The organism is Ruegeria sp. CDSC052 (assembly GCF_059610685.1).
Window position 1 is genome coordinate 44,861 of record NZ_JBXWOB010000008.1, and the last position, 23,519, is coordinate 68,379.

General features: G+C 56.3%; 26 protein-coding genes and 1 pseudogene. 19 read left to right on the forward strand and 8 right to left on the reverse strand.

Going from position 1 to position 23,519, the window contains the following annotated elements; translation table 11 throughout:
- Positions 1 to 77: 77 nt before the first annotated feature.
- Complete coding sequence (locus AC2FIM_RS13720) at positions 78 to 1,097, reverse strand: putative 2-aminoethylphosphonate ABC transporter substrate-binding protein (protein WP_271949918.1); 1,020 nt, start codon at positions 1,095 to 1,097, stop codon at positions 78 to 80.
- 498 nt (positions 1,098 to 1,595) lie between these two features.
- Here AC2FIM_RS13720 and AC2FIM_RS13725 point away from each other — a divergent pair.
- Positions 1,596 to 1,829: pseudogene (locus AC2FIM_RS13725) on the forward strand (transposase); the annotation flags it as partial.
- A gap of 49 nt (positions 1,830 to 1,878) precedes the next feature.
- On the opposite strand, the gene AC2FIM_RS13730 reads toward AC2FIM_RS13725, so the two are convergent.
- Both AC2FIM_RS13730 and AC2FIM_RS13735 read right to left on the reverse strand, forming a co-directional pair.
- Entirely contained in the window at positions 1,879 to 2,718 is an 840-nt protein-coding gene (locus AC2FIM_RS13730; RefSeq protein ID WP_496708178.1) for an EamA family transporter, read from the reverse strand.
- Positions 2,719 to 3,289: 571 nt separating this feature from the next.
- Entirely contained in the window at positions 3,290 to 3,508 is a 219-nt protein-coding gene (locus tag AC2FIM_RS13735) for a hypothetical protein (RefSeq protein WP_496708177.1), read from the reverse strand.
- Positions 3,509 to 3,797: 289 nt separating this feature from the next.
- Between AC2FIM_RS13735 and AC2FIM_RS13740 the strand changes: the two genes are divergently transcribed.
- The 11 genes from AC2FIM_RS13740 (at position 3,798) to AC2FIM_RS13790 (ending at position 12,808) form a co-directional block, all read left to right on the forward strand.
- A complete protein-coding gene (locus AC2FIM_RS13740; RefSeq protein WP_142637697.1) occupies positions 3,798 to 3,983 on the forward strand; it encodes a hypothetical protein in 186 nt (61 codons plus the stop codon).
- Between the two features lie 21 nt (positions 3,984 to 4,004).
- Entirely contained in the window at positions 4,005 to 5,153 is a 1,149-nt protein-coding gene (locus AC2FIM_RS13745; RefSeq protein WP_142637699.1) for a TRAP transporter substrate-binding protein, read from the forward strand.
- Between the two features lie 114 nt (positions 5,154 to 5,267).
- The gene (locus tag AC2FIM_RS13750) at positions 5,268 to 5,780 is read left to right on the forward strand and encodes a TRAP transporter small permease (protein ID WP_281973202.1); all 513 of its coding nucleotides are present in this window, start codon (positions 5,268 to 5,270) and stop codon (positions 5,778 to 5,780) included.
- A 12-nt stretch (positions 5,781 to 5,792) separates the two neighbouring features.
- Positions 5,793 to 7,121: a TRAP transporter large permease gene (locus AC2FIM_RS13755; RefSeq protein ID WP_142637703.1), complete on the forward strand. Its 1,329-nt coding sequence runs from the start codon at positions 5,793 to 5,795 to the stop codon at positions 7,119 to 7,121.
- Between the two features lie 12 nt (positions 7,122 to 7,133).
- The gene (gene hisD / locus AC2FIM_RS13760; protein ID WP_271949931.1) at positions 7,134 to 8,441 is read left to right on the forward strand and encodes a histidinol dehydrogenase; all 1,308 of its coding nucleotides are present in this window, start codon (positions 7,134 to 7,136) and stop codon (positions 8,439 to 8,441) included.
- Positions 8,434 to 9,195, forward strand: coding sequence for an SDR family NAD(P)-dependent oxidoreductase (locus AC2FIM_RS13765; RefSeq protein WP_271949933.1), 762 nt, complete (start codon positions 8,434 to 8,436; stop codon positions 9,193 to 9,195). Before hisD ends, AC2FIM_RS13765 begins: the two co-directional genes overlap by 8 nt.
- Entirely contained in the window at positions 9,192 to 10,172 is a 981-nt protein-coding gene (locus tag AC2FIM_RS13770) for a zinc-dependent alcohol dehydrogenase (protein ID WP_271949935.1), read from the forward strand. The genes AC2FIM_RS13765 and AC2FIM_RS13770 overlap by 4 nt, the downstream gene beginning before the upstream one ends.
- A 33-nt stretch (positions 10,173 to 10,205) precedes the next feature.
- Positions 10,206 to 10,619: a universal stress protein gene (locus tag AC2FIM_RS13775; protein ID WP_271949938.1), complete on the forward strand. Its 414-nt coding sequence runs from the start codon at positions 10,206 to 10,208 to the stop codon at positions 10,617 to 10,619.
- A gap of 40 nt (positions 10,620 to 10,659) precedes the next feature.
- Entirely contained in the window at positions 10,660 to 11,166 is a 507-nt protein-coding gene (gene comD / locus AC2FIM_RS13780; protein WP_142637714.1) for a sulfopyruvate decarboxylase subunit alpha, read from the forward strand.
- Positions 11,163 to 11,717, forward strand: a complete 555-nt coding sequence (gene comE, locus AC2FIM_RS13785; protein ID WP_142637717.1) for a sulfopyruvate decarboxylase subunit beta — start codon at positions 11,163 to 11,165, stop codon at positions 11,715 to 11,717. Before comD ends, comE begins: the two co-directional genes overlap by 4 nt.
- Positions 11,717 to 12,808 (forward strand): alpha-hydroxy acid oxidase, encoded by a 1,092-nt coding sequence (locus AC2FIM_RS13790; protein ID WP_271949942.1) that lies wholly within the window; start codon positions 11,717 to 11,719, stop codon positions 12,806 to 12,808. Before comE ends, AC2FIM_RS13790 begins: the two co-directional genes overlap by 1 nt.
- A 228-nt stretch (positions 12,809 to 13,036) precedes the next feature.
- Here the strand turns inward: AC2FIM_RS13790 and AC2FIM_RS13795 are convergent, their stop codons facing one another.
- Entirely contained in the window at positions 13,037 to 13,915 is an 879-nt protein-coding gene (locus AC2FIM_RS13795; RefSeq protein WP_271949944.1) for a LysR substrate-binding domain-containing protein, read from the reverse strand.
- Between the two features lie 98 nt (positions 13,916 to 14,013).
- Between AC2FIM_RS13795 and AC2FIM_RS13800 the strand changes: the two genes are divergently transcribed.
- Positions 14,014 to 14,718: an SDR family oxidoreductase gene (locus tag AC2FIM_RS13800; RefSeq protein ID WP_142637939.1), complete on the forward strand. Its 705-nt coding sequence runs from the start codon at positions 14,014 to 14,016 to the stop codon at positions 14,716 to 14,718.
- Positions 14,719 to 14,742: 24 nt separating this feature from the next.
- On the opposite strand, the gene AC2FIM_RS13805 is transcribed toward AC2FIM_RS13800, so the two are convergent.
- From AC2FIM_RS13805 to AC2FIM_RS13820, 4 genes are read right to left on the reverse strand one after another with little or no spacing between them, the layout of a single operon-like run.
- Positions 14,743 to 15,531, reverse strand: coding sequence for a heme ABC transporter ATP-binding protein (locus tag AC2FIM_RS13805; protein ID WP_271949949.1), 789 nt, complete (start codon positions 15,529 to 15,531; stop codon positions 14,743 to 14,745).
- Positions 15,532 to 15,534: 3 nt separating this feature from the next.
- The gene (locus AC2FIM_RS13810) at positions 15,535 to 16,611 is read right to left on the reverse strand and encodes a FecCD family ABC transporter permease (protein ID WP_271949951.1); all 1,077 of its coding nucleotides are present in this window, start codon (positions 16,609 to 16,611) and stop codon (positions 15,535 to 15,537) included.
- Positions 16,608 to 17,474, reverse strand: a complete 867-nt coding sequence (locus AC2FIM_RS13815) for a heme/hemin ABC transporter substrate-binding protein (protein WP_496678030.1) — start codon at positions 17,472 to 17,474, stop codon at positions 16,608 to 16,610. Before AC2FIM_RS13815 ends, AC2FIM_RS13810 begins: the two co-directional genes overlap by 4 nt.
- Positions 17,471 to 18,526, reverse strand: coding sequence for a hemin-degrading factor (locus AC2FIM_RS13820; protein ID WP_496678028.1), 1,056 nt, complete (start codon positions 18,524 to 18,526; stop codon positions 17,471 to 17,473). The genes AC2FIM_RS13815 and AC2FIM_RS13820 overlap by 4 nt, the downstream gene beginning before the upstream one ends.
- 238 nt (positions 18,527 to 18,764) lie before the next feature.
- On the opposite strand from AC2FIM_RS13820, the gene AC2FIM_RS13825 reads away from it, so the two are divergent.
- From AC2FIM_RS13825 to AC2FIM_RS13850, 6 genes are read left to right on the forward strand one after another with little or no spacing between them, the layout of a single operon-like run.
- The gene (locus AC2FIM_RS13825; RefSeq protein WP_496678024.1) at positions 18,765 to 20,795 is read left to right on the forward strand and encodes a TonB-dependent receptor domain-containing protein; all 2,031 of its coding nucleotides are present in this window, start codon (positions 18,765 to 18,767) and stop codon (positions 20,793 to 20,795) included.
- Between the two features lie 20 nt (positions 20,796 to 20,815).
- Positions 20,816 to 21,262 carry a hypothetical protein gene (locus tag AC2FIM_RS13830; protein WP_142637733.1) on the forward strand — a complete coding sequence of 149 codons (447 nt, stop codon included), beginning with the start codon at positions 20,816 to 20,818 and terminating at the stop codon, positions 21,260 to 21,262.
- Positions 21,263 to 21,266: 4 nt separating this feature from the next.
- The gene (locus AC2FIM_RS13835; protein ID WP_271949958.1) at positions 21,267 to 21,935 is read left to right on the forward strand and encodes a MotA/TolQ/ExbB proton channel family protein; all 669 of its coding nucleotides are present in this window, start codon (positions 21,267 to 21,269) and stop codon (positions 21,933 to 21,935) included.
- Positions 21,936 to 21,966: 31 nt separating this feature from the next.
- Positions 21,967 to 22,296, forward strand: coding sequence for a biopolymer transporter ExbD (locus tag AC2FIM_RS13840; RefSeq protein ID WP_416383927.1), 330 nt, complete (start codon positions 21,967 to 21,969; stop codon positions 22,294 to 22,296).
- A complete protein-coding gene (locus AC2FIM_RS13845) occupies positions 22,296 to 22,688 on the forward strand; it encodes an ExbD/TolR family protein (RefSeq protein ID WP_271949962.1) in 393 nt (130 codons plus the stop codon). Before AC2FIM_RS13840 ends, AC2FIM_RS13845 begins: the two co-directional genes overlap by 1 nt.
- Positions 22,685 to 23,506, forward strand: coding sequence for an energy transducer TonB (locus AC2FIM_RS13850; RefSeq protein WP_271949964.1), 822 nt, complete (start codon positions 22,685 to 22,687; stop codon positions 23,504 to 23,506). Before AC2FIM_RS13845 ends, AC2FIM_RS13850 begins: the two co-directional genes overlap by 4 nt.
- The last annotated feature ends 13 nt before the right edge of the window (positions 23,507 to 23,519 follow it).

Below are 23,519 nucleotides of genomic sequence, written 5' to 3' on the forward strand. Positions count from 1 at the left end.
CGGGCGCGCTGGTCGCGTTGTTTGGAAAAATAGAGTGGTGTGCAGAAGAGGTGCTTACACCTCTTCTGCAGGTTGGTTTACTTCGCTTCAGACTTCCCGTCATAGCGAGACTGCCATTCTTTCAGTATCGCCGCGCGGTTGTTGGCGGCAAATTCAAAGTCGTTGTCGATCATCGCATCCAGAAGACCTTCAGGGAAGTGCTCGACCGGTTTTGCGACGCCAGGATAGGCGACAACGGCGTACCCTGTGTTGTACATCTCGTTGGCTTCCTTGGTGACGGTGAAATCAACCAGTTTCTGCGCGGCTTCGAGATTTGCAGTACCGGCAACAATAGCGGTCGCTTCCATGTCCCAGCCGACACCTTCTGACGGGACAATGATCTCAAGCGGCGCACCATCAGCTTTCGACTTAGCACCACGGAAAGCAAAAGAGATGCCAATCGGGATCTCACCTGCAGCAGCCAGTTTGCACGGCTTTGAACCAGAGTGGGTATATCGCGCGATGTTCTCGTGCAATCCGTCCATGTACTCCCAGCCGCCTTCTTCGCCGAACATCTGCAGCCAACTTGAAACATCAAGGAAACCAGTGCCCGACGAGTTCGGATTTGGCATGATCACCTGATCCTTATACATGGGGTCTGTAAGATCCTTCCACGAAGTTGGTGGCTTCAGTCCCGCCTTCTCGGCCTCGACGGTATTGTAGCAAACTGCCGCAACCCAAGCGTCCATGCCAACCCACGCCGGAGGATTGTCGCCATCGACAAATTTCGCGTCTAGGTCGCCAACACCCGCAGGCGCGTAAGGCTCCAGCATACCTTCGGACTTGAGCAACAACAGCGAAGTGGCTGCGAGACCCCACACGACGTCTGCCTGAGGGTTGTCCCTCTCGGCCAACAGTTTGGCGGTGATGATCCCGGTCGAATCCCGCACCCAGTTGATTTTGATGTCCGGATTGCTCGCATTGAACGTCTCAGCGTAGCGCGCCAGGTCTTCAGCTTCGACGGCTGTGTAAACTGTCAATTCGGTTTCAGATAACGCAACTGTAGCAGTCAAGGAGCTTACGGCCAGGGCTGCAAGAAATTTGGTCTTATGTTTCATCGTGATCCTCTGTCGGTTGATTATTCTCGGGAACGCCATTCTTGAGCAGCGCTTATTTGCAGTTCCATGCCCTGGCAGTGTGACAGATAAATAGATCAAGAAAAATCGATTATACCTTCCACATCATAAGCAAAACCTATGTAAGGCAATCCGCCCTAGCGCTCGGAATTGAGTGTCATACCCCATTGATATGAGATAGGAACTCTCCCTGCGCCAGTCACCCAAGAGTTCCGTTCAAATCAGTGCGCTTCGGCATTGGCCCGTCGAACGGGCGGTGGGCTACGAAATCCGAGGCTACATACTGCTACCTGTCGACTGGACAGCCGCCAATCGAACATGACGGTCATAGTGCTCGCAAATACCTTCGCAAATGTCTGACGTCAGCACTTGCGGGACAGTTCAGGTCGATTTGATAAGAGAGATTTTCTGGCACATCGTACCCGCCAAGGAGTGGAGGTGAGATAGAAACCCAGAACACGTAAGAGCCACGGCTAAAAGATCGTCAAGGATATCCGTCGTGCTACCCGCAAGCACTATTCAGCGGAAGAGAAGATCTGGATCGTTCTGGACAAGCGCAAGGGCGAAGGCAGCATTGTGGAGCTGTGCTGCCGGGCAGGCATTGCTCAGAGTCTGTACTATAGCTGGTCCAAAGAACTCCCTGAAGCTGGCAAGAAGCGCCTCGCGGGCTATAAGATACGTGCGGCGACCTTATCCGAAGTTAAAGACCTGCGCCTTGGACTCGTTATCCCGCAACTTCCTTCTCCTTAGTCCAACTTGTACGTCATCTTGTTAGGGCCAGAACCACAATTCCAACTGCCACGATTATCGCCGCCAGGAGCCTGTTGGATTTTGGACCCTCTCCAAACCACATCACACCAATTATTGAAGCGAAGATGACCGAACTTTCTCGGAGCGCCGATACGACACCCAACGGTGCGAAACTCTTAACATAGAGCACCAGACCATAGGCTAAGCCGGAAATGATTCCTCCTGCTAAGCCTGACCAGACATATCTCTTTGGAAGTGCGATGAGGCGCTCCCATCGGGTCGAGAAGATGAACCCCGCCACGAAGATCTCAGCCACGAACAATACCGTGATATATCCAAGCGTATTCCCTGACAGTCTCACGCCAATACCGTCGACTAAAGAGTAGGTAGCAATCATCAAACCTGTTCCGAATGCCGCCGCGATACCTACCCAGTTCGTGCCCTTTCCAAGTCCGCCAAAAGACAGGCAACCGATGCCGGCCGAAATGCAGACAATACCGATCCACGCGCCCGGAGGAAGGAATTCACCGGCAAGAAAGACCGCTCCCAACGCCACTAATATGGGCGTTATCCCGCGCGATATGGGGTACACCACCGATAAATCGCCGTAACGGTAGGCCGTGTTGAGAAACCAGTAGTATCCCCAATGAATCAAGGTGGAACCAATAATGTATGGAATTGCAGCCATTACTGGAAAGCCCGTAAAAGGAAGCACGGCAAGCGCAGGTATGGCATGCCCGATCGAGATTAATCCCAACATAATGGCCTTGTCAGGCGCGCCCTTTACGACCGCATTCCACAGCGCATGAAGGAAAGCCGCAAACAGTACGATGAGGATCGCATGTACTGTCATTGCTCGTCGCAATCAGCGAAAACGCCTTGTAGACACATATGATTTTGCACCTCTATGCGCTCTGCTTCATGCGCTGATCGACTGGCGTTCTACTAAATCTTTGCTTGTATCGCTGCGAAAGCGTCGTACAGGAAACAAATCCACAGGCCAATGCAATTTCTGTCATATACAGGTCAGTGAATTCGGCGATGGCATGAGCCTTCTCCAACCGCTCTGCCATATAGTTTGGCTTTGAGTTCGTCATGGTTCGTAACGTGGTTAGGCATTGACTGGCGGTCAAAACTGTCAGGCTTCCGTGTCTTGAGAGAATTCAATCAGAATTGAAGAAAACGTATTATATTCGAAATGAACGCCGCACGGCCTTGTACCCGCCGCACGGCCAAATCCGTTAACCATATTCAACACGCCAGCAGGCAGGATATCCGCGATCAGTTCACTGAAAACCATTATTGTCGCTGGCGTTGCTTGGCCGGATTCAGGGCCACGCAATAGCCGGCAGCTCCAGATTGTCTTCCAGCTTTTGCTCTATCCGCATGAGAACATTCGCGCGCTCGGTCACGCTGGTCGAACCTCAGGTATCGGCAGTCGAATGCGCTGGGTCCAGCGCGGCCTCAACGTCTGAAGCATCAGACCGTGCGATCTGGCCAATGGGCTGGACGGGAATCGGGCTTAGATTTTCAAAATACCGGCCTGCCTTTGGCTTGCAAAAGTCGCCTCCGATCAAATTGTCATAACGGGATGCAGGGGGCGAGATACTCGTTACCGCCTGCAGCTTGGTCATCTCATTCATTGATTTTCTCCATAAGTTCACGGTCGGGGCTTTTGATATCCCGCGCATCGGCTGATGCAGCGGTGCGGAACCCGGCCTACCGTTCTTGTTGTACGGCGACTTGGCTAACATGATGAATTTTTGGAATGTATCCGAGCACAATAGTAATACTTTGGTCGCTGCTTGGGGTCTTCCTTTCCGCAATCGCCGAGAGCGCCAAAAAATGTGCCTCAAATGTAAGCGCTTGCACGAATCAAATGTAAGCGCTTACAGTGTCGCTCAGAACTGCAACCTTTTCGGATCCTGTTTTATGTTCCTTACCGCCTCGCTGATCGTCTTTGTCATCTACTTCGCCAACGTCGCTCTGGGGGCCTTTGCAGCAAGCGCATTCCTTGGGGACGTGGGCGAAATGCTGGTTCTGTTTGCCGCGTCGATATTGTTTGTCGTCGCCATTCTTCAAAAAGAGGCTGACCGAAACAAAAAGAACGGCAGCTAAGGATTTCTGGGAGGAAACATAATGGACAAAGATCGCAAGGACCTTGCCTCGGCAGCACGCCGAAATTTTCTGAAATTGACGGCAACAGGCGGCTTCACGGCGGCCATGGTAGCTGGTGCTGCGGGGACGTTGTGGTCAACTGAAGCTGCAGCGCAAAGTGCCAGCGAAGAGCGCGACCGTGAGGCTGCTGCGGACCATATCATGGTTCTTGCAACTGCCTATCCGGTCGGTGCGTCGCGTGGTTATCCAATCATGCAGCTGGACCTGAAGGAAAACATCCAGAACGCGACCAACGGCAAGGTCTATGTCAAACTCGCGCCTGGCGGGCAGCTGGGTGCAGGCGGCGCGCTGGTGCAGGCGGTGCAGGGTGGCACAATTCAGGCAGCACAGCATTCGCTTTCGAATTTCGCGCCGTTTGCGTCGACCGTTGACCTGATCAACATGCCGTATCTGTGCGGGTCAAACCAGCGTTTCACAAACCTCGTCAACTCGCAGTTCTGGAAGGACACGGTCGAGCCGAAGGTTGAGGAGAACGGCTTCAAGGCGCTGTTTTATATCAACATCGACCCCCGTGTCGTTGCCATCCGCAAGGGTGGCCCCGGACCGGTCCTGACACCTGGCGACCTGTCCGGCGTCAAGTTCCGCGTTCCCGGCTCGAAGATGCTGCAGCAATACTACCGCATGGTTGGTGCGAACCCGACGCCTGTGGCGTGGGGCGAAACCCCGTCGGCCATCAAACAGGGTGTCGCTGACGCGCTTGATCCGTCCGTGGGTGCGCTCGAAGTCTTTGGGTTCAAAGATATCCTGAGCCATGTGACCTTCACTCAGGCCGTGCCGGACAGCCAAGTTTATTCGTGCAACCTGGAATGGTTTAACTCAATGCCCGCCGACGTGCAGGAAGGGATCATGTGGGGGTCCGAGATGACCTCGCACCAGAACCTTGCCAAAGTGCCATCGGCCCGCGCCTACGCTATGGCCGAACTGATCAAAGCAGGTGTCGAATTCCACTCGCTCAGCGAAGAGCAACTGGCCGAATGGAAAGCCGCTGGTGGCTACCAACGGTCCGAATGGGACGAGTTCAAGATCGATCTGGCCGGGTCCATGGACAACTTCGCCAAGATGGAAGAAGCCGCAGGTACCCAAGGCAAGTACTACGTGCATGACGCTTAACTGTCGGGTCGGGCGTGCCTCCACGCGCGCCCGATCACCAATATTCTCCCGCCTCAGTAAAATCCAAACGCGTCAGCGCGGTTTGTTTTGCTAGGCAAATCAGCAGGTTCTCACATGAGCTTTTTGCGCCGAATTGATAGAGACGCCGAGCGCTGGTTGCTTCTGGTCTTCTACGTGATGCTTGTCATCACCATGGCGATCGAGGTGCTGCGCCGGGAAATATTCTCTTTTTCCTCGATCTGGGGCGAAGAAATTGTGCGGTACTCCTTCATCTATCTCGCATGGATTGGTGCTGCGGCTGCAGTGAAAGAGCGCGCGCATATCCGCATTGACGTGCTGATGCACTACCTTGGGCCGCGTCCGAAGGCTTTGCTGTATATCTTTGGCGACCTGGTGATGTTCGGTGTTGCTGTGATTGCCCTCTATTGGTCCTACGAAGCCGTGCATGTGTCTGCCAAATTCGGGTCGGTCACGGACGGGCTGCGCATTTCCAAAGTATGGTTCCTGATGGCGGTTCCATTGGGGTTCGGCCTGATCATATTGCGGCTGATTCAATCCCTACTGCGCGACATCCATTCTCTCAGAACGGGCAAACCCGTTTTTGAGGGCGACACACTCTTTGATTGAGGGATGATTTGAATGCTTTGGCAAACCTTTGATCAAACCGTCGAGCTGGGTTGGGATTTCTATCTGCCCGTTATCATATTCGTCTCGCTGATTGCACTGGCGGTTCCGGTTTGGGCCGCCATCGGGACCTCGGCGATCCTGATGTTGGTCATGTCCGGCGACCTTCCCCTGAGCCTTGTTGGTGAAAAGCTGTTCACCGGCATTGATGCCTTTGCGCTGACCGCGGTGCCGCTGTTTATCCTGACAGGGGACGTGCTGGTCCGAACCGGGCTCAGTCGAAAATTCCTTGATGTTGCCGAGGCACTGACGTGTTTCACCAAGGGTGGTTTCGGGTCTGCGACGGTTCTTGTCTGTGGCATGTTCGCGGCCATTTCGGGATCGGACGCAGCTGGTGCGGCCGCGGTCGGACGTATGACTATCGCACGCTTGGTCGAAAGCGGCTATCCGCGCCCCTATGCCTGCGCTCTGGTGGCGGCGGGCGCCTGTACCGGCATTTTGATCCCACCGTCGATCGCCTATATCATCATCGGCCTTGTTCTGGGGATATCCGCATCGACCTTGTTCCTTGCAGCCTTGATCCCGGGGATCGCGATCCTGTTGTCGATCCTGATCACGAACCTGATCGTGAACCGCATCTACGCCTATGAAGGTGGCGGACAGATGACGATGGCCGAATGGTTGGGTAATCTGGGCCGTGCTCTAAAATCCGGTTGGTATGCGTTTATCGTGCCGGGCATCATCTTTTACGGCATATTCTCGGGCCGCCTGACACCAACAGAAGCGGGTGCAACGGCGGTCGTTGTGACAATCATCATGGGCTTTATTCTGCGGACGCTGTCCCTTGCGGATTTTCCCGCCATGCTGGTCAGTTCAGCAAAGGTGAACGGCGTCATCCTTCCCATAATCGCTTTCTCGGCTCCGCTGGCCGAAGCGCTGGCCATCATGGGCGTGCCGCAAGGTTTTGTGACATCGGTGACCGGGCTGACGGATGAACCATGGTTACTTATCCTGCTGATGATCGGAATCCTAATCGCCGCCGGTTGCGTTATGGAAACCACGCCGAATATCGTGATCCTTGCGCCTATCCTGAAACCACTCGCGGACAACATCGGCATGAACGAGATACAGTTCTGCATCATGATGATCACAGCTCTTGGCGTAGGCTTCATCACGCCGCCATTGGGGCTCAACCTGTTCGTGGTGTCTGGCATAACCGGGGAATCCATCCTCAAGATTGCCGCCCGTGCCGTTCCCTTTGTTCTTTGTATGTTCTTAGTTGTGTTGCTGATTGCTTATATGCCAGCGATTTCGACTACGTTCTTGCCCGAAATCTACAAGTAGGACCTCGCTAAGATGAAACGTGAATACCTGAAAAAAGCGACCCTAACCGCTAAATCGGATGCTTCCGAAGTCCACGAGACGGTCAGGACAATTCTGGCTGATATCGAAACGGGCGGAGATGCAAAGGCTCTGGAATACGCAGCCAAGTTCGACCGTTACGATGGCAATGTCCTATTGACCGCCGAGGAAATCGAGGCTGCAGCCGCGCTCGTGCCGGAAAAGCTGAAAGCGGACATCCGGTTTGCACATGACAACGTCAAACGGTTTGCCGAGGCGCAAAAGGCCACGGTATCCGATGTCGAGGTTGAGATCGTACCGGGCATGGTTGCGGGGCAAAAGGCGATCCCGGTTGATGCGGCGGGCTGTTATGTGCCCGGTGGTCGCTATAGCCACATTGCGTCAGCCATCATGACGGTGACAACGGCCAAAGTTGCAGGCTGTGGTCACATCACCGCTTGCTCGCCCCCCCGTCCGGGTGTGGGTGTTGCTCCGGCCATCATCTATGCGGCGCACCTGTGTGGTGCGGACAAGATCATGGCGCTGGGTGGCGTTCAGGGCGTGGCCGCAATGACGTTCGGACTGTTTGGCCTGCCCAAGGCCAACATCCTTGTGGGGCCGGGCAATCAGTTTGTCGCAGAAGCCAAGCGTATTCTCTTTGGCCGCGTAGGGATCGACATGATCGCGGGCCCAACGGACAGTTTGATCCTGGCAGATGCGACCGCTGATCCACATATCGTGGCAACGGATTTGGTCAGCCAGGCCGAGCATGGCTATAATTCGCCTGTTTGGCTGGTCACAGATGACCGGGTGTTGGCCGAAAAGGTGATGGAGCTTGTGCCTGCCCTGATCGATGATCTGCCCGAAGTGAACCGCGACAACGCCTTTGCCGCCTGGCGCGACTATGCCGAAGTGATCGTATGTCCAGACCGCGAGGAAATGGCCGCGTGCTCCGATGATTACGCGCCCGAACATCTGACGGTACAGGCCGAAGATCTGGATTGGTGGCTTGATCGGCTCACCTGTTACGGCTCGCTGTTCCTTGGGGAAGAGACAACCGTTTCCTATGGCGACAAAGCGACGGGTACCAATCATGTGCTGCCAACGTCAGGGGCCGCCAACTATACTGGCGGTTTGTCAGTCCACAAATACATGAAGATTGTCACATGGCAGCGTGCAACGCGCGAGGGTGCCAAGCAGGTTGCCGAAGCTACCGCGCGCATTTCCCGCCTTGAAGGGATGGAGGGGCACGCCCGTGCTGCGGATGTTCGTCTGGCCAAGTATTTCCCGGATGAAGCGTTCGACCTGACCGCAAATGGCTGATCCAAGATCTCTGTTTGACCTGACTGGCCGCGTGGCCTGTGTAACCGGCGCCAGCTCCGGCCTCGGGCGGCGTGCGGTCATCGCACTGGCAAGTGCCGGGGCCCGCGTGGTGGGCGTAGCCCGGCGCGAGGACGCCCTGCAGCGCTTGCAAAACGAGGTCGGCGAAGATGTGGACTATGTTGCAGCGGATGTCGCCGACCGTGATGCACTCCCACACTTGGTAGAAGCGGTCAGCGCACCGTTCGGAGCGCCAGACATCATTGTGCACGCCGCTGGCATCAACATCCGTCAGACGGCGGATGACGTGACACCAGAAGGTTGGGATCAGACCGTGGCGCTGAACATCTCGGCTCCGTTTTTTCTGAGCCAGGCGTTGGTGCCCGCGATGAAGGCCAAGGGGTGGGGGCGGATCGTGAATTTTGCATCGCTCCAAACCACGCGCGCTTTTCCCGGTGGCATCGCCTATGGGACGACCAAGGCGGGCATTGCCCAACTGACCCGCGCTATGGCCGAGGCGTGGTCGACCTATGGCATCACAGCCAATGCGATTGGGCCTGGGTTTTTTCCGACAGAACTGACCGAGGCCGTCTTTGCCGATCCGAACCGAGTCACGCGCAATGCCGTCCAGACCTGCATCGGACGCAATGGCCGTTTGGAAGACATGGACGGCCCCATGCTGTTTCTCTGCTCGGACGCGTCCGGTTACGTGACCGGTCAAACCTTGATGGTCGACGGAGGGTTCACAGCAAAATGAAAGCGTTGGTCTACGAAGGTGTCGAAACGCTTGGTGTGCGCGAAGTCCCCAACCCGACGGTCGGCCAGGGCCAGTCGCTGGTTCGTATCGAGGCCTCGGGCATCTGCGGGTCGGACATGCACGCCTACCTCGGCCATGACGACAGGCGTCCTGCGCCCTTGATTCTGGGCCATGAGGCTGCGGGTGTGATTGAGGGCGGCGCGCGTGACGGCGAACGGGTCACGATCAATCCGATGGTCAGCTGTGGCACTTGTCCCGCATGTCGGACGGGCCGAGATAACCTGTGCCCGGACCGTATGATCATCTCCATGCCGCCGCGCGAAGGGGCCTTTGCTCAATATGTGGCAATGCAAGGCAGCAATCTTATCGTGGTGCCGGATCATGTTCCGTTGCAAAAGGCTGCACTGGCCGAACCTCTGGCCGTCAGTTGGCATTCCATACGGTTGGGGCTGACGGCGCTTGATCCGGGTGCCAGCCGCACCGCGCTTGTACTGGGGGGCGGGGCTATTGGTCTTGCCGCGGCCCTTGCCCTCAAGGCGCAGGGGGTCGATGACGTAACTGTTGCTGAACCAAGCGACAAGCGACGCACATTCCTGGAAGATCAATGCCTAGTGAAATCTGTACCCGCAGGGGCAGGGCAGTACGGCATCGTGGTCGACGCCGTCGGATACGCGGCAACACGCGCGGCAGCTTCTGCCATGGCTGAACCGGGGGGTGTCATTGTCCACATCGGCCTGGGCGAAGACACGGGTGGCCTCGATATCCGGCGGATGACCTTGCAAGAGGTGACGTTCATTGGAACCTATACCTACACACCGGAGGACTTCCGGGATACCTGCACCGCGCTTTTCGATGGTGCGCTTGGCCCGCTAGACTGGGCAGAACATCGCAGCCTGAATGATGGACCGCAGGCATTTGCCGATCTACGATCGGGAGTGGTTGCAGCCCCCAAGATCATCCTCGACCCGTGGGCCTGACACTTATGATCACCAACTAAATGGAGACACTTCATGTACCATAAAATCCTCGTCCCGATGGCGCTGGACCATGGCGTGTCGACTCATACACTTGAGATAGCCAACGCGCTGCGTGCAAAGGATGCCCAGATCTTCGCCCTTCACGTTCATGAGGCGCCCCAAGGCTCTGTCAGTGCATATCTGGACGAAGAGATGGTTGCCGCCGGGTTTGAAAAAGCGCGTGCTGATCTTGAGGGCAAATTGTCTGGACATCCCGGTGTCACGCCTGTGATTGTAAATGGACATTCGGCCCGCACTATCATCGACTATTCCGAGGCGCATGGCATCGACTGCATCGTGCTTGGATCCCACAAACCTGGTCTGAGAGATTATTTCCTGGGCTCCACAGCTGCTCGCGTCGTGCGGCACGCAGGCTGTGCCGTCCATGTGCATCGCGCGTCCTCTTGATGACGCTCTCCTCTCCTTTCAAGAAAGGCCCTTCTGCAACATGAACATAGACAAGAAGATCACCGATGATCTTGTCGCGAATGACATCTCATTCGTGACGACGGTGCCCTGCAAACAGCTTGCGGGCGTTATCGAGGAAATAGACCAACACCCCGATATCTTCCATATTCCGTCGAACAAGGAAGACGAGGGCATGGGCCTGTGTGCCGGTGCGTGGATGGGTGGAAAACGCCCTGCGATCATCATGCAGAACACAGCCATTGGGGTGACGATCAACACTCTTGCGACGTTGATCCAGTATTACCGGATGCCTCTGCCGATGTTGATCAGCTACCGCGGAGAGCTCCGCGAACCTGTGGCTTGCCAGGTGGAAATGGCGGTGCATACCAAGGCGCTGCTGGCGCAGATGAATATCCCCACCTACCACTTCCATCACCAGAAGGATGTGGAAGAGCTGGATATGATCCTGAAGTATACCTTTATGTGCAACAAACCCGTGGCAATCCTGACCGATGCCAATTTCTGGGGAGGCTATGGCGACCAATGATCCGTTCTGAAATCCTCAAGGAAATTGCACCTCAACTTCGTGATCAACTAGTGGTCTGCAACATTGGCATCCCCAGCCAAGAACTGCATGCCATCGACGATCAACCAACGAATTTCTACATGCTGGGCACGATGGGCCTTGCCTCGTCCATCGGGCTGGGTTTGGCGCTGGCGCAGCCTAAAACCGTGATCTCCATTGATGGCGACGGGTCGGTGTTGACCAATCTGGGCACTTTACCGACCATCGGGAACAATATGCCTCCGAACTTTATCCTGATGATCATCGACAATGGATCATATGGATCAACCGGTGATCAGCCGACCTATACCGGGCGCAAGACCGACTTGGCGGGCATGGCGCGTGCGGCCGGATGTGACAATGTCGTTGAAGTGCAGGATGTTGATACCGGGAAAGCATTGCAAGAGGCGATGGACGCGCAGGTTGGCACCGTCATGATCGTGAAGTGCGACAGTGGAAATGCCAAGATGCCGGTCATCACGATGGACCCGGTGATCATCAAGGATCGCTTTATGAAAGCGGTGGCTGGTTGATGAACCGCGCCGCGCGAATTCATTCCAGTGAGGATGCGCGGCGTTTGGCCAAGGCACGTCTGCCTTGGATGGTGTTTGACTATATCGATGGGGCCGCAGGGTCAGAAACGGGGGCTGCGCGTAACCGCGCTGCTCTGGATAGCATTTGCCTTGAACCCCGGATACTGAAAGATGTCAGCCATCGGTCTTTGGACATGCCGCTGTTTGGCAAGATTGCCAAGCGGCCCTTTGGCATTGCGCCGATGGGGATGTGCAACCTGTCCAGACCTGGTGCCGATCTGATGCTAGCGCGGTTGGCCGCGCGCGAATCCGTGCCTTTGGGGGTCTCGACCGTGGCCTCAACCCCGCTGGAAAAAATGATCGAGGTTGCCGAAGGGCACGCGTGGTTCCAGCTTTATTTCAGCGGGGACGGAACGGGGTCGTTCAAGCTGGCAAAGCGGGCGCAAGATGCCGGATACGAAACCCTGATCGTAACCGTCGACGTGCCCGAGGTTGGTCGCCGACCGCGTGAGTTGCGCCATGGTTTTACCATGCCATTCCGTATCGGACCCCGCCAATTTCTGGACTTTGCCCTGCACCCGCAATGGTCGCTTATGTCACTTGCCGCAGGTCGTCCGCAGGTGGCAAATTTCGAGATGCCGGGCTTTGAATTCGACCGCACCGAAAGCCGCGCGAGGGCGACTTGGACAACATTGAAGGCTCTGCGCGATTTGTGGCAGGGCAACCTGGTAGTAAAAGGCGTGACCAACGCCGAGGATGCGCTGCAGCTGAAATCCGAAGGCGTTGACGCCATTCAAGTGTCAAATCATGGCGCACGGCAACTTGAAAGCGCACCCGCTGCCGTTCACGCGCTGGGCCGGATACGAGACAGCGTTGGTGCGGATTTTCCGCTATTCTACGACAGTGGCTTACGATCTGGCGAAGACGTTCTGAAAGCCCTCGATCAGAGTGCAAATTACGTGTTTTTTGGCCGCGTATTGCAATTTGCCATCGCCGCGGCCGGCGAAGAAGGTTTGCATAGACTGTGGAATATCCTCAGCGAAGAGTTGTCCAGTGCACTTGCTCAGGTTGGTCGGACGAAACTGACCTGAAGCAACTGAACAAATGTGAATGCCGTCGGTAACGCCTCTAACGCAAACAATCCGGATGCCGCTACGAATTATTTTGCCCTGGACGCTGTGTTCGACTACGCCAGCGGCCCGAGGTGTTTGCCCGCAGGTTCGAGAGTGCAAAGACCCTGAATTGGGAAGCGTTGGGAAACCTAAGCAACCATCCATTTCAGACGCGCATGCGTGCGCTTTGCAGGAATCGAAAGCCGATCACGTTTCTTTTGCCGACCGCGATTTTAGCCAGTTTACGACTTGCATCACCGCGTGTTGGTTTGCGGCCGAACGCTCTATGAGGAGGTAAAAATCGCTACCACCGATGTCTCTTGCCGCACCAACCTCTACCAGGCGTCCTGCCTCAAGATCTCGGGAAACCATGAAACGGCTGACAAGGGCCACACCCTGTCGCGCGATGGCAGCGTCAACCGCAAGCGCTGTCTGGCTTAATCGAAGGCCGCGTTGCGATTTGTCACGAACCCCTAGGTCTGCAAGGTATCGCGGCCAAAGGTCATGCGTGTCATGAATTTTGGGCAGGTGTGCAAGGTCATCTGGTGTTAACGAATCGAATGCGTCGCTGATAAACTCGGGTGCGGCTACGGCAATCACCTCTTGTCTGAAAATAAGCGCCGCCCGAAGCGCGGCGCCAAACGGCGGCGATCCCTGCCGGACGGCAAGGTCGATCCCGTCGCTGTGAAAGCTGGAGACTTTTTCAGTGGCCATGATCCGCAAGTCGATTTCCGGATGGCTCTCTGCAAAGTCCGGCAGATTCGGGATCAACCATCTGGCAGCAAAAGTCGGGGTGACGCTTATTATAACCTTGTCCGGTTCCGGCTTTAGCTCGGCGGTTGCAGATCTAAGGCTCGCAAAGGCAACCGATATACGTGCGTGATAGCTACGGCCAACCGAGGTGAACTCCAATCCTTTGGGCACCCTTTCGAACAATGTGACTTCTAGGTGAGCTTCCAGCAGTCGCACCTGCTGCGCCACCGCCCCTTGTGTTACGCCCAACTCATCGGCAGCGGCGCGGAAACTGAGGCGGCGCCCAGAGACTTCGAATGCCCGTAAACCGTTGAGGGGAGGAAGATCAGCCATGAGACAATAGTATTTCTACTGTAATGAAACATCAAATCTCAATCGAATGACCCATCGAAACAGGATATTTTCGCAGAATACATAAGGGGAATCGTCAGATGGCAGTAGAAAAAGTAGCTTTGATTACCGCGGGCGGGAGTGGCATGGGGGCTGACGCGGCGCGCCGGCTTGCCAAAGATGGCTTCAAAGTCGGCATCCTCTCTTCTTCGGGTAAAGGCGAAGCACTCGGCGCCGAGCTGGGTGGTTTTGGCGTCACTGGTTCTAACCTCAGTGGTGACGATCTGACTGCTTTGGTCACGGGCGCGACGGAGCGTTGGGGCCGCGTCGATGTCTTGGTCAATTCCGCCGGTCATGGCCCGAAAGGGCCCGTATTAGAGATCGGTGACGATGACTGGCATCAAGGGATGGAGGTCTATTTGATGAATGTGATCCGCCCAACACGGCTGGTGACACCCTTGATGCAGCAACAGGGCAGGGGGGTGATTATCAACATCTCTACTTTCGCGGCGTTCGAGCCCGATCCGCTGTTTCCAACATCAGGCGTCTTCCGGGCAGGATTGGCCGCCTTTGCCAAACTCTATTCTGATAAATATGCCGCAGAGAATATTCGCATGAATAACATCCTGCCGGGTTTCATCGACAGCCTGCCCGAAACAGAAGACCGCAAAGCCCGGATTCCGATGGGGCGTTACGGTCATGCTGCGGAGGTCTCTTCGCTTGTCTCATGGCTGGCGTCTGAAGGCGGTGGCTATATGACGGGTCAAAACTTGCGCGTTGACGGGGGATTGACCCGCGCTGTCTGAGGCAACGTATCTGTTTGCACTACATCAAGCCTCAATGCATTTGTGCATTGCCTGAGGCAGTACAAAAGGAAGCGGGCCGGTCGGCACCATGCCGATCGGTAGGTTGATGCCGTAAACTTGCTGCATCAGGTCATCGGTGAGGGTATTTGAAGGTGTGCCAGAGCCCCAGACAGTGCCCTGTGACATCACGTAAACACAGTCCGCAAATAGCGCGGTGAGGTTCAGATCGTGCATCACCACCACCACACCTCCACCTTGGGCGGCAAAATCGCTTGCGATACCAAGGACCGTAAATTGATGCGCGATATCCAGGCTGGCAACCGGTTCGTCCAGTAAAAGCCAACTGGGATGATCGGCCCGTTGTGCCTGCCAGACCTGCGTCAAAACACGGGCTAACTGTATACGCTGCTGCTCACCCCCGGACAGGGTCTGGTAAGACCTCTGCTCGAACCCGGCTAAGTCGACATGTGCCAGGGCGGTAGTGACCGAACTGTCATCTTGTGCGGCCAACCCGTTTGCCAGCCCCAGTCTGACAATCTCGTGCACTTTGAAAGGAAAGGCCACGCTGGTCGATTGTGGCAGCACGCCCCGTTTTGCGGCCAGTTGCCAGGGCTTTAACTCTGAGATGTCGTGGCCATTCAGGGTGATGGTTCCGGTCGAGGCAATCTCTCCGGCCAATGCCTTTAGTAAGGTCGACTTGCCCGATCCGTTGGGCCCGATGATTGCGGTGACCTGACCGGGATCGGCCTTGAAATTCACGTCGTGCAAGATGTCCTTTCGGCCCAGGCTGACGCAGATGTTCTTACCTTGCATGATTTACATTCCCATAATGCCGTGGCGGCGCAGGAGGATCCAAAGAAAGACCGGTGCGCCGAGAATTGCCGTGACGATCCCGATTGGCAGTTCCGCCGGGGCCACCACGACCCGGCTGATCATGTCGGCGCAAAGCAGCAGACTGGCACCCAGCAGGGCGGAATTCATCAAAAGCCTGTGGTGGTCCGGCCCCGTTGCCAGACGTAGCAAATGGGGGACCACAATTCCGATGAATCCGATGCCGCCGGACACGGCAACAGCGGCCCCTGTTGCACCGGAAACTGCAAGAATGGCGATGTTCTTGCTGCGCTGAACCGGGATGCCCATGTGATGGGCCACCGCCTCTCCCATCGCCAGGCCGTTAAGCGCGCGAGCCAGAAATTGTGTGCTTGCAAGGGCAACCAAAATGATTGGCGCAGCCGAGGCGATTTTGGTCCAGGTTGCCCCAGCTAACGACCCCATTCCCCAGAACGTCAGGTCGCGTAATTGCTGATCATCGGCCATGTAGACCAGAACACCCGATGCGGCGCCGGATAAGGCACCTAATGCAATGCCGGCCAGTAGCATGGTTGCGACCGATGTCTGCCCCCCGCTGGTCGAGACACGGTATAGGATCAGAACAGACGCCCAGCCACCAAGAAAAGCAGCAATGGCCACTAACCCGTTTCCTGTCCAGACCAAAACCGACACTGGCAAGTGGCTGCCAAGGATGATGGCTGAAATTGCGCCCAGACCTGCACCCGCGCTGACGCCGACAATTCCGGGGTCCGCCAACGGGTTTCGGAAAAGCCCTTGCATGACCACCCCTGAAACAGCCAGTGCGGCACCGACCAGTATCCCCATTGCAAGCCGGGGCAAGCGAATGTCCCAAAGGACAATCCGATTCAGGTCAGACAGGGACCGCCCATTGATTATGTCAATCACCGCCATGTTTAACGACGCATCCGAAGCACCGACTGAAATGCTTGCGGCGCTGGTCAGGCCAAGCAATACCAGTAAGGCCAAGGTAACCCGCCGTGCGGTTGCTCGCCGATTGTACCCAAGTGCCTCGGCGCTCATATGATCCAACGCCAGCGTCATGAGCCACCTTCAGCCTGCAGGGCTGCTGACAGATCAGAAATGGCACTGGCGGTTCGAGGGCCAAACCCAAGCAGATATGCACCCTGCATGCGGATCAGCATCTTGTTCTGGCCCGCCGGGGTCAGCTTGACTGCGGGCAGTGAAAAGAGCGCGGCATCCTCGGTATTATTGTCACCCCGCCGATCCATCATAAGGATGACATCAGGCGCAGCCGACACCAGCGCTTCGGGCGTCATTGGCTTGTAACCTGACACTTTGGCGGCGGCATTTACACCGCCAGCCAATCGAATGATGCTGTCTGCTTGGGTATCCACACCTCCCACTGTGATCCGGTTATCCTGCACCGACAGAACAAACAGAACCCGTTTCGGGTTGGATCCTGCGGCACTACTAGCCGCCAATTCCGCCTGATTGATCTGGCGTATGGTTTGCGCTGCCAATCCCTCGGCAGCAACGTCAGTGCCCAGCACGGCCCCAACGGTTTGGATTTTTTCGACCACGCCTTCCAGAGAGAACTCATCCTTGATCGTGACGTATTGCACGCCCGCTTCCTGCAGAACCGCAATCGCCTCTGGTGGTCCTGAACCTTCAAGCGCCAGGACCAAGTCTGGTTCTACCGACAAAACGCCTTCGGGCGACAGCGCGCGTCGGTATCCGATATCGGGCAGGTTCATCGCTTCTGTCGGGTAGGTTGATGTTCGGTCGCGACCAACTAGCCTGTCTTGCTGACCCAGAGCGTAGACGATTTCAGTGATGGAACTGCCGATCGCGATGATCCGCTTTGGTTCGTCGTCCGCAGCCTGCGCGACCTGTGTACTTAGCAGCATAGCCAAGGCAGGCCAGATCACTCGCATCCTGTTCATGTCAGCGCGGCCTCGGGTTGTGGTTCAAGTTCGGCAACCAGCGCGTCCCAGACCGGGCGATGGTCGGTTTCGCCAGTGCGCAGACCGAATATCTGGAAGATCAGCCCACCTTCGGCATCGAACGCCTCGACAGAGACGGCGGGGCCGCGCTGCGTCGGTTTGGTGACAGCCCAGACCTCTGCAATATGGTCCGTCCTCAGATGCAAATTGAAACGCGGGTCTAGCACATTGAACCAGGGTCCCATCTGCTTGATCGTTCCGATACGGCCACCGTGAATTTCGATACATCCACGATTGCCAACAAAGATCATCACCTCAATCTCCTTGTCGCACACCTGTTCGAACATTGGTGATATTACCGACGGCGTCAGTTCCCTGACGAGCGGTTGGCCGGCGATGCGATAGGCCCCCAATCGGTTCATCTTGAGCTTTGAGGTCAAGCGCATGAACTGGTGGGTGTCCGTCATCTTGGCCCATTCCGCACGTAGGATTTCCGTCTTTTCGGGGTTGGACTTGGGCGCTTCGGTCGGTCGGCGCGGTTCTAAATCAAGAGTTTGCGATTGGTCCTCAGACGCAAGGGCGCTGACAAGCTTATCCCAATGGTCCAGATCCGATCCTTCGCGCAGGAATATCTTGTGCACCGCATCGCCTGCGGCATCAAAGACCTGAAGCGAGCGTTTCACACCGCTGTCGGTTTTGCGTTCGATCGCAAAGGCATGGACCCAGTGGCTGGGAAACATGCGCAAATCAATCTCATCCGTCAGAACCATCGAGGCATGCGCGCCCGAATGGTAATTGTCGTATTGTCCGACCTTTTCGATCACGCATGAGGAATTGCGCGTCAAAGCCATAACCTCTCCCAGACCGTTAAGCCTTGGAAAAAGGTCATCAAGTTTTGTCGTCAGCCGTGTAACGTCGTTCCCGGCGAAGGCAGCGACCAACTGCCCTTCGGTCAATCCAAGCGATTCTGCCAGATCGCGGTCACGTTTGCCGGTGTTTTGCGCATAGGCTGCACGAATTTGAGCCGGGGTGTTAGGCACCTGTTCCGTCATGGGTTTTCCCATCTTCGAGTTGATTTTCAGAGGTGCTGGCCCGGCAGCCGAATTGTTCGGGTGCCCGCTGGCGAGAGTCGGCGATGCGACGACGATTTATTGTTGACTGTTTTAGTAACCTTTATTAACGAGCACAAGTCGCCAAAAAAAGGCGGCTCCAAAAAACAATAAAACAGACTGACCAAAGCCAGCATGGCGCAAGCATTTCAGGTCCTCCTACTGTTTCGAAGGGACAGAGATGCGTGTGCAAATACGGAAGATAGCTTTGCTGGGAACGGCTTCGTGCCTCAGCATGATTGCGGCTGGCGCTATGGCGCAAGAACAAGACGATGGTTTCCTGGGCACCCTGATACTTGGGGAAAGCAAACGAGAGATTCAGACAGACACTGCCGTGCCGGTCACAAATATTGATCAGGAAGAGATCAACGACCGGCAGGCCAATACGGTTGCAGAGCTGATCGACTCGGTTCCGGGGGTAAGCCTGGTGAACGGCTCGACCCCTCAGGGATCGGGCATCAATATTCGCGGCTATGGTGCAAACGGCACGTTCGGAACCGACCAGAAGGTTCTGATCCTGGTCGATGGTGCCACAACGGGCGCGGAAGAGCTGTATCGGATCGGCAACCAGCTTTTTACTGACCCCCAGCTTTACAAAAGCGTCTCGGTCATTCGGGGCACTGTCGGGTCATTCGAATATGGGTCCGGGGTTGTTGGTGGTGTCGTTCAGCTGGAAACCAAGGACGCGTCAGATTTCACCGGTGGAGAGCCGGGTTTCCGTTTCCGTCAAACCTTTGAAGGGTATTCGAACGGCAACGGTTTTGCCTCGTCCTCGATCCTTGCGTGGCAGCCGAATACGCAAACGGAATTCCTGTTCAACTATACCTATCGGGATCAGGACGATCAGGAAGACGGCAATGGTGACGAGATCGGCAACAGCGCGTTCACGCTGCCGTCGCTTCTGGCTAAGGGCAAATACAGTTTCGGCAACGATCTCGAACATTCGTTCACCGCATCCTACAACCAGTCCACATCTGAAGAGCGCGACGTCCCTTATGACTCGTTTGGCACCACGTCGGATGCCTTTGGTAATGTAGACCGTGATATCGAAACAAAGATCGGTATCCTGCGGTATCAATATCAACCCACTGGAAATGATCTGGTCGATCTGGATGTGAACCTCAGCTATTCTGAGCAGGCGATCGAAAGCAGCTATGTTTCCGGGTCTTCCAGCCTTGAAGGCACGCCATTCTTCCCCGGCATTCAGGCCCTGGCAGATGCCACACATAACTATGAAACGACAAAGCTGACGATCAAGAACACGTCGTATTTCCAGACCGGCATCGCCTCGCATGATCTGCGGGCTGGGATTGAATTCATCAACCGCGAACGGTTGGACGCGGCATCGGCCCCGGGTGGAACCGACCGTCGATTTGCCCTGTTTGCTGTGGACGATGTGCAGATCGGTGACAATCTGACGATTACCCCCGCGGTGCGATATGAGACGCAGGACATCGACGGTGATGACGCCGCCGCGGCCCCGTTCAACGAAAGCTATGACAACAACGCGCTTATGGGCGGGTTGTCGGCGCGGTACGCGTTCAACAGCGGTTTCGCGATCTTTGGTGGTGCGGCCTACACGGAAAGCCTGCCGATCATCGATGATCTGGGCACGCCGCTTTACATGACGCAACCCGAGAGATCCCGCACGTGGGAAGCTGGTTTTTCCTATGATCGCGGTGACGTGTTTGCCGAGGGCGACGTGATCCGCGCCAAGGTCAATTTCTATCAAACGACCCTGTGGGATATCACCTCCTACGTCTCTGGCACCCCGTCTCAACCCCTGTCCGAAGTGGAAACAAAAGGCGCCGAAATCGAAGCCTCTTACGCCAATGCTGGTGGGTTCTACGTCGATTTCAACTCGAACATCGTGACGGGTACGGAAACCAGCGCCACCGGCGATGACTCGCGTTGGCGGAATGAGCCGTCGGATTCCGCGCGCCTGACATTGGGCAAGCGGTTCGGTCAGACGTTGGACGTCAGCTGGGAAATCTTCGGTGCCCGGGCCGGAACGGACTCGAGCGGGGACGCGACCGCGGGATACGGAGTAAACTCTCTGCGTGCGACCTACATGCCGCAAGAGGGTGTGTTTGAAGGCTTTGAGCTGCGCGCCGGTATCGAGAACATCCTTGATAAGGACTACCGCCCGAACCTATCGACCCGCAATTCGACGGGCCGGACCTTCAAGCTCGGCCTGGCCAAAACCTTCTGATCCCAAGGAAAGGACCCGTTATGCGAAGTGCGGCAGCAAACAAAGCCAGCGCTGTCCTGTCGACCCTGCTCTCAGTCTTGGGGGCAGGGATCGCCAGCGCAGAAGACGTGCCCAAGACTGGCGGCGTATCAATCGAACTCAGCTCTGCCGAAGCAAGGGGGCAAAACTGTCTGCTCAGCTTTGTCGCCGAAAATATGCATGAGGTTGACATCAACGGTGCGGTCTATGAAACCGTCCTGTTTGGCAAAAACGGTGCGGTCGCGTTAATTACCCTGCTGGATTTCGAAGAACTGCCCGCAGGCCGCCCACGGGTCAGGCAGTTTCAATTCACCGACATGGCCTGTGACCAGATCAGCCGGATTCTGTTCAACGGCGTGCAGGAATGCGTGACCCAGAGCGGTAACAAAGATGCCTGCATGAATGGCCTCAGTCTAAAAAGCCGCCTTGAAACTGAGATGATAGGATAAAGCCATGTCCGAAATGCTGCAAAAACTGATGGAAATCCTGCAATTAGGGGGCCCGGTGGTGGCGATCCTGATAGCAGCCTCAATCGCGACCCTCGCCTTGGTCTTTTACAAAATCTGGCAATACAAAGCGGCGGGGGTCGGCCGTCACGTCGAATTGTCCAGGGCGATCGACGCATGGGACCGAGAAGACCCCACGGCCGCCAGAACATACCTGAACAAAAGCCGTAGTTACCTGGCGCCGGTGATCGCAATGGCATTGTCCGGGAATGATCGCACCTTGTCCGAGCGGGTCGATGCCGAGGCTGAGACGCAATTTGCTCAGCTGGAACAGGGCCTCAATGTACTGGACATCGTATCTCAACTTGCGCCCCTGCTCGGATTGTTCGGCACGGTGCTGGGCATGATCGAAGCTTTCCAGACTCTGCAGGGGGCGGGCAACGCCGTTGACCCGTCGCTGCTGGCTGGGGGCATCTGGGTGGCGCTGATGACAACAGCAGCGGGGCTGGCCGTAGCCATGCCGACGTCACTGATCCTGACCTGGTTTGAGGCCCGCGTGAACCGAGAACGCGTCTTTACCAACCGTGCGCTCAGAACAATATTTGCCCCCGGCCATGCCGAGGAGGCCGAGCAAACGGCAGGGGCCGCGATTACGGCACTGGCACATGGCGCTTGAGGTTCAAAGAAAGCGGCGCAAACGCCTGTCGATGACATCGCTCATAGATGTCATCTTTTTGCTGCTGTTGTTTTTCATGCTGACATCCACATTCTCGAAATTCGCCGAGATTCAGTTTTCGACGGCCTCTGTCGGCGGCGCGGAGCCAGACCAAGCCATCCGGTTTATTAAACTGGATGCAGACCGAATTCTGGTCGATGGTGCGCCTGTACCATTGGCGCAGGTGGCTCCAATGCTGCTCGACGCCAAATCCCAAATCGCGCTCATCAGCCTGGGTCCGAGGGCAACCTCTCAGCAGCTGATTGATCTGTTCATCGTGCTGGCACCTGTCGAAAACCTGCGCACTCAGGTTTTGGGCTGATGCAGTTGAAATCGAAGCCCAGACAAAGCCGAGAGCCAACCATCGCGCTGATCAATGTCGTGTTCCTGATGCTTATATTCTTCATGATCGCGGGCACCCTTACGCCGCCGCTCAACGGATCAGTTCAGCTTGTCGAAACGATGGATCTGGAGGGGCGCGAGCCACCTGATGCATTGGTTATCCGTGCGGATGGCACACTTGAATATCGCGGGGCAGAGCTGACCAATGCTGCGGCCTATGTAGAGCGGGCGGCTGTTGATCTGCCCCTTGATGCGGTTCGGATCGTGCCGGATCGATCCTTGCCTGCGGTTGCGCTCAAACAGATCAGCGCTGACTTGCGCGGGTTGGGTGCAAGTCAGGTTTATGTCGTGACCGAAAGGGGATTACGGTGATAACCAAATCCCGCGCGGTGGTTGTGATTTCTGTCGCATTGGCCGTAGCGACACATGGCCTTGCGCTTTTGGATTATTCGACCGCCGAACAGGTGCAGGTCGAAGGTGGCGGAGAGGAGAGCGCCGCCGCGCTGGGATCTGTATTCAAGGACTTCGTCGCCGGAACAAATGCACCAGCACCGGCCAGCACGCGCAAGAAACCGGCAGCACCTCATCGGTTGCAACCCAAGGCCCGCCCTGTCAAGCAGCAGCGCACAACGTCGCCGCAAACTCTCAGCCCGGTTGTGAGCAGCGCTACGGCCGCGACCGCTGTTGCGCCAAGCCCTCTCAGGCCTCAGGACGCTGAAACACCGAACAGACAGGGTGATGCTGCTTCGGTGTCGCCGACCGAGGATGCCAAGCCGCCGGAACCGAAGAAACAGGCAAGCAATCAAACTGCCACCGCGCATGGCAACGCGAAACAATCGGGGAAAAAAGGCGACGCCACCGGGAAAACCACGAAAGGCGCGGCAAAGGTTGTTACATCCACGTCAGCGCTGACCGCATCCGGCAATGCCGACGCCAGCAACTACGCCGGACAGATTAAACGCAAGATTATCCGCGCCCGGAGAAAGAGCGCCAATATTCGAGGTGCCGCGTTGGTGGCCTTTCGAATAGCTGAGAACGGGACATTGCAGGCGGTAGGAATAGTACGCAGTTCAGGATCAAAGCGGTTGGATCAGATCGCCCTTGCCCAGGTGAAAGCGGCTGCACCCTTCCCGCCACCTCCGGCAGGGGTGAGACGAGATTATACTTTCGAAATCATCGGGCAGCGATAGGTGCCATATCCGA

Bases quoted from the DNA above. Each gene is read 5' to 3' on its own strand.
- AC2FIM_RS13775 (WP_271949938.1), top strand. From the start codon at position 10,206: ATGTACCATAAAATCCTCGTCCCGATGGCGCTGGACCATGGCGTGTCG.
- AC2FIM_RS13815 (WP_496678030.1), bottom strand. From the start codon at position 17,474: ATGAACAGGATGCGAGTGATCTGGCCTGCCTTGGCTATGCTGCTAAGT.
- AC2FIM_RS13730 (WP_496708178.1), bottom strand. From the start codon at position 2,718: ATGACAGTACATGCGATCCTCATCGTACTGTTTGCGGCTTTCCTTCAT.
- AC2FIM_RS13750 (WP_281973202.1), top strand. From the start codon at position 5,268: ATGAGCTTTTTGCGCCGAATTGATAGAGACGCCGAGCGCTGGTTGCTT.
- AC2FIM_RS13820 (WP_496678028.1), bottom strand. From the start codon at position 18,526: ATGACGGAACAGGTGCCTAACACCCCGGCTCAAATTCGTGCAGCCTAT.
- AC2FIM_RS13740 (WP_142637697.1), top strand. From the start codon at position 3,798: ATGTTCCTTACCGCCTCGCTGATCGTCTTTGTCATCTACTTCGCCAAC.
- comD (WP_142637714.1), top strand. From the start codon at position 10,660: ATGAACATAGACAAGAAGATCACCGATGATCTTGTCGCGAATGACATC.
- AC2FIM_RS13845 (WP_271949962.1), top strand. From the start codon at position 22,296: ATGCAGTTGAAATCGAAGCCCAGACAAAGCCGAGAGCCAACCATCGCG.
- comE (WP_142637717.1), top strand. From the start codon at position 11,163: ATGATCCGTTCTGAAATCCTCAAGGAAATTGCACCTCAACTTCGTGAT.
- AC2FIM_RS13800 (WP_142637939.1), top strand. From the start codon at position 14,014: ATGGCAGTAGAAAAAGTAGCTTTGATTACCGCGGGCGGGAGTGGCATG.
- AC2FIM_RS13805 (WP_271949949.1), bottom strand. From the start codon at position 15,531: ATGCAAGGTAAGAACATCTGCGTCAGCCTGGGCCGAAAGGACATCTTG.
- AC2FIM_RS13735 (WP_496708177.1), bottom strand. From the start codon at position 3,508: ATGAATGAGATGACCAAGCTGCAGGCGGTAACGAGTATCTCGCCCCCT.
- AC2FIM_RS13825 (WP_496678024.1), top strand. From the start codon at position 18,765: ATGCGTGTGCAAATACGGAAGATAGCTTTGCTGGGAACGGCTTCGTGC.
- AC2FIM_RS13830 (WP_142637733.1), top strand. From the start codon at position 20,816: ATGCGAAGTGCGGCAGCAAACAAAGCCAGCGCTGTCCTGTCGACCCTG.
- AC2FIM_RS13755 (WP_142637703.1), top strand. From the start codon at position 5,793: ATGCTTTGGCAAACCTTTGATCAAACCGTCGAGCTGGGTTGGGATTTC.
- AC2FIM_RS13770 (WP_271949935.1), top strand. From the start codon at position 9,192: ATGAAAGCGTTGGTCTACGAAGGTGTCGAAACGCTTGGTGTGCGCGAA.
- AC2FIM_RS13835 (WP_271949958.1), top strand. From the start codon at position 21,267: ATGTCCGAAATGCTGCAAAAACTGATGGAAATCCTGCAATTAGGGGGC.
- AC2FIM_RS13795 (WP_271949944.1), bottom strand. From the start codon at position 13,915: ATGGCTGATCTTCCTCCCCTCAACGGTTTACGGGCATTCGAAGTCTCT.
- AC2FIM_RS13765 (WP_271949933.1), top strand. From the start codon at position 8,434: ATGGCTGATCCAAGATCTCTGTTTGACCTGACTGGCCGCGTGGCCTGT.
- AC2FIM_RS13745 (WP_142637699.1), top strand. From the start codon at position 4,005: ATGGACAAAGATCGCAAGGACCTTGCCTCGGCAGCACGCCGAAATTTT.
- AC2FIM_RS13720 (WP_271949918.1), bottom strand. From the start codon at position 1,097: ATGAAACATAAGACCAAATTTCTTGCAGCCCTGGCCGTAAGCTCCTTG.
- hisD (WP_271949931.1), top strand. From the start codon at position 7,134: ATGAAACGTGAATACCTGAAAAAAGCGACCCTAACCGCTAAATCGGAT.
- AC2FIM_RS13790 (WP_271949942.1), top strand. From the start codon at position 11,717: ATGAACCGCGCCGCGCGAATTCATTCCAGTGAGGATGCGCGGCGTTTG.
- AC2FIM_RS13810 (WP_271949951.1), bottom strand. From the start codon at position 16,611: ATGACGCTGGCGTTGGATCATATGAGCGCCGAGGCACTTGGGTACAAT.
- AC2FIM_RS13840 (WP_416383927.1), top strand. From the start codon at position 21,967: ATGACATCGCTCATAGATGTCATCTTTTTGCTGCTGTTGTTTTTCATG.